We start from the raw sequence: 10,689 nt of genomic DNA, 5'->3' as shown, positions 1-10,689 counted from the left end.
GAACCGCCCGCCACGACGTAGCGCAGGGTCGAGTGCGTCGACACGGTTGGTCGCCCCGATGACGATCACCTCGCCACGGGCGTCGAGCCCGTCCATCAGCGTCAGCAGCTGGCCGACGACGCGGCTCTCGGCGTCGGCGTCGTCGTCGCGCGCGCTGGCGATCGAGTCGATCTCGTCGAAGAAGACGATCGACGGCGCCTCGTCCCGGGCCCGCTGGAAGGTCTCCCGGAGCTTCTCTTCGGACTCGCCCTTGTACTTCGACATGATCTCCGGACCCGAGATGGAGACGAAGTGGGCGTCGACCTCGTTGGCGACGGCGCGGGCGATCAGCGTCTTCCCGGTTCCGGGCGGCCCGTAGAGCAAGACGCCGGAGGGCGGCTCCACGCCGAGACGCTGGAATAGCTCGGGCTCCGAGAGCGGGAGTTCGATCATCTCCCGAACGAGCTCTAACTCCTCGTCGAGGCCGCCGATGTCCTCGTAGGTGACGCCGCCGCGACCGGCCGCCGACTCGCCGGTCCCGGACGGTTCCGCCCCGGCGTCTGGTTCCGCGGCGTCTCCGGCGGAGCCGGCGCGTTCGACCGCGGGCGCCCCGGCGTTCGCGACGCGCACCGCCGTCGAGCTCGAGATCCGGACGTCGCCCGCTGGAGTCGTATCGAGAACCCGGAAGGGCTCGGACGCGACGCCCTCGATCCGTATCTGCTCGCCCGAACGGACGGGTCGGTTGCGGAGCTTCTGATTGGCCACCCGCTCGGTCAGTTTCGTCTCGGCGTCCGAGGCCGACTCCGGCGGGGCGAGCGTCACGCGTTCGGCCTCGGGGATCGACGACCCGCCGAGCGACGTGACCGTGACCGTATCGCCGACGTGGACGCCCGCGTTGGCTCGCGTGTCGGCGTCGATCTGGACGACGGTCTCGGCGACCGACGGATCGGCCGGCCACATCTTCGCGACGGTCGATCGGTCGCCCTCGATGCTCACCGCGTCGCCGCTCAGCACGCCCAACTGACGGCGGGCGCGCTCGGGGATCCGCGCGACGCCGCGTCCCGCGTCCCGCTTTTCGGCCGCGCGGACCGTGAGCCGCACGCCGTCTGGATCCGACTCGCTCATGCCGGTTCCTTTCCCCCGGGTAGCCTTGAGAATTGTCCCCCGTACCTGGCGGATCACGGACCCGCAGAGCGACCGTCGAATAGTCACCTGCGCAACGACTAATCGAATAGTCACCTGCACAACGACTAATGGGCAGGCTGTCGTGCCGTCCGCTATGGTGGTTCAGACCGAACGGGACGACGCGACCTGGTACGAGTGCGAATCGTGCGGCCTCCTGTTCGACGAGCGCGAGGACGCAGCCACCCACGAAGAACACTGCGACGCCGAAGAGCCGTCGTACATTCAATGAATCGGACCGACACGCACGACCGCGATCGTCCCCGCCTCGATCCGACTCGCGGCCCGAGACGCGCCGTCAGGATTCCTCGCTCAGCCGGTCGAGGTGCTCGTCCCTGAGCGTCTTCGCGTCCTCGACCGTTCGGACCGTCTTCCAGCGGACCCGCGTCGCGTCCCGATACTCGATGTACTTCTGCAGTTCCTCCCTGACGAAACCGTGGCCGACGACGAGGATCTCGCCGTCGGTCGTCCCGATTTCGAGGATCCCCGGCCGGTCGGGTGCGCGGTGGACGACGGAGCGATCGAAACCGATCCACTGCCTGTCGAGCGGCACGATCACGGGCCCTCCGCGGGCTGATCGGACGGGTCGTTCGGTTCCGACTCGCCCGCGGCATCCGTTCCCTCCGTCCCGTTCGTTTCTGGTTCGCTCCCGCCGTTCGTTTCCGGTTCGATCCTGGCGTTCGTTTCCGCCTCGTTCGCGCCATCGACGACGGCCGCATCCGTCCGATCGACCAGCTCGTAGGCTCGCTCGTCGAACTCGTCCTCGGCGAAGACGAACACGCGACCGTCGACGACGGACGGATCCGCCGCGACGCGGATGGAGTACCCCTCGGCCGCCACGGTGACGCCGGGGAACAACTCCGTTCGCTCGCCGCGATCGAGGACGATCCGACCGACGCCCGTCGACTCGAGGATTCCGGCGTCGGTTTTCAGGTCGTTCACGTAGGTCATCACGCCCTCGATGCCGTCGGGATCGGTCACGAGGACGTGGACGTCCTTTCCGGGCGGCGTCGTCACGGCCTCCTCGACCGCCGCCGGCGGTCCGTGGTAGAACACTTCGCGCCCGTCGAGGTACCGGACCACGATGCCACCCTCGACGAGGTCGACTTCCAGGGTGCTCGGCGCGACGTTCGAGCGACAGCTCATGAACGTCCCTAGCCGCGGCCGCGGCAAAAACCTGTGTGCTCGCGTCCCTTCTCGGACCGTTCGTGCACTCCGTCCCCGCGAGCGGTTCGACTCGAATGACCGATCCGGAACCGGAGAAATCCCCGACCGTAACTGGCGGCCTACAGGGACGTATTCCGACGCTGAAGCGGAGTCGACGCGCAACGCCGAACCCGACGGGATGTCGAGCCGACGAGTCGCGGTCGTCACGTGACCGAAGCGGTCGCCGACGTCGACGAAACCTCGTCGCCGACCGGGATCTGCGTTCGCTCCGGTTACCGTCGCCGATCGGAGCCGTAAGCTCGCCCCACGATAGCTATCGAGCGGATAACAATTCGACCGTCCGGTATCGGTCTCGAACGAGCGATGGACAGACGCGCGTATCTCACGACGGCCGCGGTGACTGCCGGGCTCGCGATCGCCGGCTGCACCGGGAGCGGGGATCGAGAAGATCAATCCGTGGACGGCGTCGACGATTCGGAAGACGTCGGCGAAGAGGCGGTGGAAGGAGAGCAGGACGACGAGGACGCGGACGAAACCGACGAAGGGGAGAACACCGAGGACGAAACAGACGAAGAGGACGGAGACGACGGAGACGAAGACGAAGACGAAAATGAAGAAGCGGAGAATCACCCCTCCATCGTCGGCACGTTCGACGACTTCGAGGACGAGGGTCCATGGCAGGAGTTTCTCGGCTCGATGTCCGTGGACACCGAGCGTTCGGCCATCGGCTCCCAGTCCGTGGTCATGGAACCGAACGAGCGGGGTACGGCCCGGATCCGTCGGGAACTGGACGAGCCCATCGACACCAGCGAGGTGGCCCCCGGCCTCGCGACGACGGCCGACGGACCGGGGTGGGCGCTCATCCAGCTCCAGGATCCCGACGGAAACTACCACGAGTACGGACAGTACATGCCCGGCGGGACGCCGATGGTCCGCAAGAACTTCGGACTCACTCGCGTCCGGGGCGATCCGGATCCGGATCGGGTCACGCTGATCCAGTTCGTCCGCTGGTACGCGGGGAGCGCCAGTCGGTTCTGGGTGGACGACCTCCACTTCGTCCCCGAGCCCGACCGGGGAAAGGTCGCGCTCTGCTTTCGCGGCGGCCACGAGTCTCACCGTCAGCAGGCGCTCTCGATCCTCCGAGAGCACGGTATCACCGGGACGGCGCTCGTCCCGACCGAGGCGATCGGCGGGGGCGGCGCCACCATGTCGCCCGCACAGGTCGACGATCTCGCCCAGGCCGGCTGGACGATCGGCGGGTACGGCGCTCGCGGCCGCCGGCTCACCGGTCTGGGAGACGGGCAACTCGATCGCGAGGTCGTCCAGTCGGCGGCCTGGCTCGACGAACGCGGGCACGAGGGACCGAGGGTCTTCGCGTTCCCCGACGCGCAGTACGACGCCGACTCGTACGAACTCGTCCGGAACCACTACGATATCGCGTTCGCCGAACGGTCTCGCTCGCAGGGCTACGCCGCCAACCCGCACCTCTGGACGGCAGCCGAGAGCCCGACGGATCCCGAGGAGGCGACGGAACTGGTCGACTGGGCCGCCGATATCGGCGGAATCACGACGATCCCGTTCGAGGGCCTCGGGGGGGAATCGCTCGCGGCGCTCGAAGCGACGCTCGACCGCATCGACGAGCGCGTCGCGGCCGGCGAACTCGACGTGGTTACGCCAGCGGAGATGGCCAACCAGTACGTCTTCCAGGAGTAACGCGGTTGTCGAGAGAGTGAGCGGCTGTCTCGAAACCCGCCGCGGGCGCGCTCTGGTGCCTTCGAACCCGAGCGTGCGCCGACGCCTCCGGATATGAGAGCGCGCCGACGTCGCCAACTCGAGAGGACGCCGACGCCACCGAACACGAGCGCGCCGACGCCACCGGACGCGTCGCTCCCGCGGGCGATGACCAGGGATTCTGCCCACACCGCCAGCCGTAAGTACCCCCTGGACGGAGTACGGCCATGGAAGGCCGGGCCGTCGCCCCCGCCGCCGGAACCGTCCTCAACGCGCTCGCGACCGGCCGCGGATCGGCGTTCGCCATCGACCTCGAGACGACCGCGAGCGTCGAGCTCGACGACGACGGCGACGGCGACGTCGACGGGGAGATCGCGGACGCGCCCGATGCCGACGCCGCGCTGATCGAACGCTGTGGGGCGCTGACGATCGAGCGGTACGCCGAGGAGGCCGGCCGCGACCCGGAATCGACCGGCGCGACGGTACGCACCGAAAGCGAGGTGCCGATGGCGGCGGGGCTGAAGAGTTCCAGCGCGGCCGCCAACGCGACGGTCGTCGCGACGCTCGACGCGCTCGGCCTCGGCGACGCGGTCGATCCGGTCGACGCCTGTCGGGTCGGCGTCGAGGCGGCCCGAGACGCCGGCGTGACCGTCACCGGCGCGTTCGACGACGCGTCGGCGAGCATGCTCGGCGGGGTCACCGTCACCGACAACCGGGCGGACGAGCTGCTCGCCCGGGACGCGGTCGACTGGGACGTACTGGTCTACACGCCGCCGGAGCGGGCGTTCAGCGCCGACGCCGACGTCGCCGCTTGCGAACGGATCGCGCCGATGGCGGACCTCGTCGAAGAGCTCGCGCTCGACGGACGCTACGGCGAGGCGATGACGGTCAACGGCTTCGCGTTCTGCGCCGCCCTGACGTATCCGACCGACCCGATCGTCGACGCACTACCGGCGGCCGACGGCGCCTCGCTCTCGGGAACCGGCCCGAGCTACGTGGCCGTCGGGACCGAGTCGAACCTCGATCCGGTCCGGGAACGCTGGGAGCGCAGGCCCGGCGCGGTGCGGCGAACCCGAACCAGAACGGAAGGGACGACACCACGATGACAGGAGAGACCGGACCCAGAGACGGAACCGCAGAGGAGATGGACCTGGACGAGCTCCGCGAGGAGATCCGCGAGATCGATCACGACATCGTCCAGCTGATCGCGCGTCGAACGTACGTCGCCGACACGATCGCCCAGGTCAAGGAGGCAGAAGACCTCCCGACCACGGACGAACAGCAAGAAGAACGCGTGATGGAGCGCGCCGGCGAGAACGCCGACAGATTCGACGTCGACTCGAACCTCGTGAAGGCGATTTTCAGGCTGTTGATCGAGCTGAACAAAGTACACCAGCGGGAGAATCGCTGAATCGGTCGAAACCGAGACTCAATGTGAGCGCTTCGACTACCGCCGTCATCGTTTCTGAGTCGAGACTTCCGACGACGGAGTAATCAGTTCCGGTTCCGCCGGTGGGACCGCCGGCTCGAGGGTTTCGAGTCCGAAACCGCCCCCAGCGTCCGCATCGATTGTACGGACCGGAGAGATCACGTGCCGTGTTGGACCGAACCGTGGGTTACGTTTCGAAAACCGGTCGGCGCTGCCGGGTCGGGAAGGCCTTTTAGAACGGGACGGAAACCTTGGCGCAGTTCTCGTGGCCCCGCGACCGCCGAACCCGATACGGCTCGTCATCCTCTGGGTCGGCCTCGGCCTCGCCAGGCTGGGTCTGATCGACCGGGAGCGAGCGCGCCGGACGACCGATCTCGCGTGGCCGCGGATCGTCACCGGGCTGGCCCGGATGTCGAAGAGCGCGGTCGACGTGGCGATGGTCGGAATCGCCGTCGGCTCCGCCGCGATCGCCGGGGTCGGCTTCGCGGGACCGTTCTGGGGCCTCGCCTTTACGGTCGGCGGCGGCGTCGCGGGCGGGACGATCGCGCTGGTCTCCCAGCGGTACGGCGCCGGACGATTCGACGAACTCGGCCAGGCGATCCGTTCGAGCGTACTGCTCGTCCTGCTGGTCAGCGTTCCCCTCGCCGCGTTCTTCGCGACGTTCTCGACGGAACTCATCTCGATCATCAGTAACGATCCCGAGGTGATCGAGCTCGGAGCCGCGTACTTGGCGGTGGTCGCGTTCGGCGTCCCGTTCGCCGGCTTGAACCTGATCGGCAGTCGCACGTTCGTCGGCATGGACGACGCCTGGACGCCGATGGTCATCCGGGCGGGCGGCGCCGTCGCCAATATCGGGATCAACGCGGTTCTCATCTTCGTCGTGGGAATGGGCGTGGTGGGGGCCGCCATCGGGACCGTGCTCGCGAACGTGCTCGTGACGGCCGCGTTCGGGACCTTGCTCGTCACCGGGCGCTTCCCCGGCGTGCCGGACATGGACGTGACGGTCGAACCCTTCGGGACGTACGCCGACCTGGCGGTGTGTCGGTCGCTCGTCGAGATCGGCGTCCCCGTGTTCGGCCGCAACCTCGTCTGGACGATCGCCGAGATCCCGCTGCTTTCGATCGTCGACATGTTCGGGACGGACGTCGCTTCCGCGTACGTCATCGCGCGGCGCGTCTGGGCGCTCATGAACACGCCCGGCTGGGGGTTCAGCCTGGCCGCGTCGAGCCTCGTCGGCCAGGAACTGGGCGCGAACGACGAGCGGACCGCCGAACGGTACGGTCGCGAGATCGTCCGCTTCTCCGTGGCCGTCTACGCGGTCTCGGCGGCGATCGTCTTCGTCTTCGCCGAACCCATCACCCTCGCATTCGTCGACGATCCGGGCGAACTCTCCGTCCCGGTCGCCGTCACACTCGTGCAAGTCGCCTGCTTCGCCATCCTCGTTCGCGGAATCGCCGGCGCGGCGGAGGGGGCACTGAACGCCGCCGGGGACACCAGCTGGCCGTTTTACGGACAGTTCCTCGGCATGTTCGGCGGCGCCATCCCGCTCGCGTACCTCGGGGCGACGACGCCGCTCGGCCTGTACGGGCTCTATCTGGCCTTCATCGCGGAAACCGCGATTCCGGCCGCGATCAACTACTACCGCTTCGCGACCGGCAAGTGGAAGGTTATCAGCCGCTCGTATCGGCCCTCGGCGGCGAGTGCCGACGACTGACGGCCGCGGTCGCCTGATAGACGCTCGCTAACTGTTACCTCAGGATAACGTAATAGAAAATTACTTTTTCGGCCGGAAATTATCGTCGGCGCATGCAGGAGCCCTCCCGCCGAACCCTGATCGGTGCCGCCGGATCGACCGCCCTCCTCGCCGCTGCCGGCTGCCTCTCGCTCGACGACGGTGGTGATGACGAAATCGTCCCGGACGACGATCGTTTCGAAACCGTATTGGAGTCTCTCCCCGCGGAGTTCGACGACCCGGCCTGGTTGTGGGTCACCGACGTCGAGGCGATGAGCGTCCTCGAGGAAGAAGAAGCCGCGGCGTTCGAACTGTGGATCGTCCACCCCGACGACGAGGAAGCGTACGACCCGTCCCGCGTCGCGACCGCCATCGGCGACGAGTACGGGATGGATGGATTCGTATCGGTCGCGATCGGCTCGTTCGATCCGGATGCGGACGACGACCTGACGCACCTCGAAGATCGCGACGATTACGATCTCTACGTGGACGAATCGGCCGGCGAAGACGATTACGTCGCGGTCGAAGACGACGTGCTGGTCGCGGCCTCCGAGGAGGAACTCGCCGAAGGGGCGTTCGGCGCGATCGAGTCGAAAGACGATCGACTGATCGCGGAGATCGAAGCGGTCGAACACGCCAGCGACGCGCTCGGCCACGCCGATGCATTCCGGGTCTCGCTGCAGACCGACGAACTGACGGACGAACTCGACGTCGACCCCGACGACGTCCGATACTGGGCGAGGACCACGACCGCGGTCGACGAGGACACGCTCGAAGTCGCGGAGATCCTCGAATGCACGGACGAGGACGTCCCCGACGAAACGCTCGCGACGGCACTGGCCGACGCCGATGGGGGCTGGTTCGGCGACCTGGGAGGCCGCGAAGGCCCGGACGTCGAAATCGACGGCGCGACGATCGCGGCCACGATCGAGGTCGACCTTCGCGAGGTCCGCGAACAGGACGATCACCAGAGCCCCCGCATCGGCGCCGCGGACGGCCGGATCGACCTGGACGAGGACGTGGTCGAGCTGGAGGTCCGGGACGGCGATCCGACGCCGATCGAAGAGCTCGAACTCACCGTGAACGACGAGACGTACGATCCAGACGTCTGGGCGAACGGCGCCTCGGAGATCGCCGAGGGTGACCGCCTGCAGATCGAGACGAACGACGTCGAGCCCAACACGAGCGTGCAACTGCGCCACGAACACGCGTTCGGCTCGAGCAGTTCTGGAACGACGCTGCTCGGGAATCTGCAGTTCGAGTTCGAGTTCGACGAGGACGCGACGCGGCTGACGATCGAGTACGTCGACGAGTACGAACTGGACGGCGACGAACTTCACGTCGCGCGCGTCGACGGGGACCACCGACGACGCCACGAACGAGAGGACGAGGGACCGGACGAGCTCGATCGACCGTGGGCCGGCGAGCAGGTCTCCGACGGATCGACCGCGACGATCGACGCCGAGCGCGGACAGTCCGTCTACGTCTCGTACGGAAGCGACGACGAATTCGACGCCGTGGCCTGGCACGAGGTCCGGCCACCGGGACGGATCGAGTCCACGTACCACTTCGAGGACGGTACTCTCGACGTCACCCTGTCCGTCGACCGGACCCGCTCCGCGGACGGCTACGCGATCGAGATCGGCCGGGGCGACGACGCGCGTCCGGCCGACGGACAGTTCTCGGACGAGACCGACGTCGTCGAGGACGAGGTGAGCGTCACGCTCTCGGACGTCGAGTTCGGGGACCACGTCGTAGTGGCGTGGCGAGAGGCGACCGTCGGGTTCGCCAGCGCCGTTCCCGACGCGGAGTTCGCACTCTCTGCGGACGACGAGACCCTCGAATACGTCGACGGACCGGACCTCACCCTCGACGACCTCGAGATTACGGCGTGGAACGAGAACCACGAAGAGCGGGAGATCGACGTCGAGGCGTCGGTGGACGATCCGCTCGAACCGGGGGACGAGGTGGGCCTCGACGTCCCGGACCTACGACACGTGTCGGTCTCGTACCGAGACTCCTCGCTCGGCGGGGTCGTAGTCGAGGAGTGACGCGAACCCGTCGTCAGTCGTCCGACGTCGACGGACGGGCCAGCAAGACGATCCAGCGAGGTGGGTCACAACCGGACTGCGTACCGAGGGACGAGTTCCGTCCCGGATCCGTCCCGAGAGCTAGATTTACGGCCCTGGAGGGAGTCCCGCCGAACGAATGCCTCGCTGGATCCGCACCGTTCGGCGTCGCGAGTCGCGCTCGAATGCCGGCGCGCCCCAGACCGGGCGGATCGACCGACGTCCGTCCCAACGCTCGACGCCCGGCCGGGTGGTCGGTGCGTGATCCCCATCGCGGACGCCGCCGATCGGTATCTCGAACGAAAGTCCGTGGGCGATTCGTCCGGGTCCGGCGGGGGAACGTACGCCTCGAACGCGGCGTCGATCCTCGGCCGGTGGGAGCGCTGGCTCGTGGACGAACACGACGTGTCGTCGCTGGAAGAACTCGAGGCCGATCACATGGAAGCGTACGCGAGGGAGTTACGGGTCCGAGCCGGCAGGGGAGAGTACGCCGCGTCGACGGCACGAACCTACTTCGCGGTCGTTCGAGCCTTTCTGTCGTGGTGCGAGCAAGCGGAGTTGCTCCCGGAAAATCCGGCCGAGAGCCGAGTTGCGGCCGCCGCGCTCCCCACCGTGGACGCCTCGGACGACTCGACGGAGTGGTCGACCGAAGCCCGCCGAGAGCTCGAATCGTACGTCCGTCGTCGGGCGAACGACGTCGACGAGGACCACGAAGAGCGCCTCGCGAGGTTGCGAGAGCACGCGATGGTCGCCGTGCTGGCCCACGCGGGCGTCCGCGGCGGCGAGCTGTTTCGCGTCCCCGAGGACGAGCGCCGGACGGGGGCGACGTGGGGCGACGTGGACTTCTACGCGGGCACGCTCAGGGTGCTCGGTCGATCTCGGCGGCTTGAGGACGTGGCGCTTCCGGCCGCCGCGCGGACGCCGTTGCGACGGTACCGGGTCGCGCTCGACCCGCCGACGACCGACTGGCCGCTGTTCCCGACCCGTCACGCGCCGTCGATCGCGGCCACCGTCCGTTCGACGCTGAGAGAGCGGGGACTCGAGGAACCGACGATCGAAGGCTTGCTCGCCGACGCGACCGCGATCGAAGTGGCCCGCGAGCACTCGATCGCGCCGCCGGCGATCACCACCGAAGGTGCGCGGACCATTCTCCGACGACTGTGCGACGGGGCGGACGTCGATCTCGACGGCGAGTACCTGAAACCCGGCGGCGCCAGGCGGGGCCTCGAGGATGACGTCGACCGACGAGCCGCGACCAGCCCGCAGACCGCCCTGCGCGAGGCGCGAGAGCAATCGCTCGTCGCGGTCGAAGACGAGCCGACACACGACGACGAGTGAGCGTTCGTCCAGGCCGACGATGGGGGACCGTTCGTCCAGGCCGACGCTCGACAGAGCCCGAA

The 10,689-nt window shown here is 68.1% G+C and carries 9 protein-coding genes and 1 pseudogene; 7 read left to right on the top strand and 3 right to left on the bottom strand.

The genetic code is table 11. The annotated features are described in order from the left end of the window. A partial coding sequence (locus QZT59_RS14865; protein WP_290818106.1) for an AAA family ATPase occupies positions 1–1,104 on the bottom strand: 1,104 nt, incomplete at its 3' end. Between the two features lie 154 nt (positions 1,105–1,258). On the opposite strand from QZT59_RS14865, the gene QZT59_RS14860 reads away from it, so the two are divergent. Then, positions 1,259–1,393 carry a hypothetical protein gene (locus QZT59_RS14860; protein WP_290818103.1) on the top strand — a complete coding sequence of 45 codons (135 nt, stop codon included), beginning with the start codon at positions 1,259–1,261 and terminating at the stop codon, positions 1,391–1,393. Positions 1,394–1,459: 66 nt separating this feature from the next. Here QZT59_RS14860 and QZT59_RS14855 read toward each other — a convergent pair whose 3' ends face one another. Beyond that, a complete protein-coding gene (locus QZT59_RS14855) occupies positions 1,460–1,720 on the bottom strand; it encodes a hypothetical protein (RefSeq protein ID WP_290818100.1) in 261 nt (86 codons plus the stop codon). Between the two features lie 158 nt (positions 1,721–1,878). Further along, a pseudogene (locus QZT59_RS14850) lies at positions 1,879–2,307 on the bottom strand (DUF5796 family protein); the annotation flags it as partial. 384 nt (positions 2,308–2,691) lie between these two features. Between QZT59_RS14850 and QZT59_RS14845 the strand changes: the two are divergent. From QZT59_RS14845 to QZT59_RS14820, 6 genes are all read left to right on the top strand, one after another. Further along, positions 2,692–4,041 carry a polysaccharide deacetylase family protein gene (locus QZT59_RS14845; protein WP_290818095.1) on the top strand — a complete coding sequence of 450 codons (1,350 nt, stop codon included), beginning with the start codon at positions 2,692–2,694 and terminating at the stop codon, positions 4,039–4,041. A 245-nt stretch (positions 4,042–4,286) separates the two neighbouring features. Beyond that, the gene (locus QZT59_RS14840; protein WP_290818092.1) at positions 4,287–5,165 is read left to right on the top strand and encodes a shikimate kinase; all 879 of its coding nucleotides are present in this window, start codon (positions 4,287–4,289) and stop codon (positions 5,163–5,165) included. Beyond that, positions 5,162–5,470: a chorismate mutase gene (locus tag QZT59_RS14835; RefSeq protein WP_290818090.1), complete on the top strand. Its 309-nt coding sequence runs from the start codon at positions 5,162–5,164 to the stop codon at positions 5,468–5,470. Before QZT59_RS14840 ends, QZT59_RS14835 begins: the two co-directional genes overlap by 4 nt. A 283-nt stretch (positions 5,471–5,753) precedes the next feature. Continuing rightward, entirely contained in the window at positions 5,754–7,202 is a 1,449-nt protein-coding gene (locus QZT59_RS14830; RefSeq protein ID WP_290818087.1) for an MATE family efflux transporter, read from the top strand. Between the two features lie 92 nt (positions 7,203–7,294). Then, positions 7,295–9,271: a hypothetical protein gene (locus QZT59_RS14825; protein WP_290818084.1), complete on the top strand. Its 1,977-nt coding sequence runs from the start codon at positions 7,295–7,297 to the stop codon at positions 9,269–9,271. A 279-nt stretch (positions 9,272–9,550) separates the two neighbouring features. Next, positions 9,551–10,627 (top strand): recombinase XerD, encoded by a 1,077-nt coding sequence (locus QZT59_RS14820; protein ID WP_290818081.1) that lies wholly within the window; start codon positions 9,551–9,553, stop codon positions 10,625–10,627. The last annotated feature ends 62 nt before the right edge of the window (positions 10,628–10,689 follow it).

The sequence above is a fragment of the Halovivax sp. genome, assembly GCA_007119345.1.
GTDB lineage: Archaea > Halobacteriota > Halobacteria > Halobacteriales > Natrialbaceae > Halovivax.
Note: the sequence above shows the minus strand (reverse complement) of the source record. Positions and strands in the feature narration are given on the sequence as shown.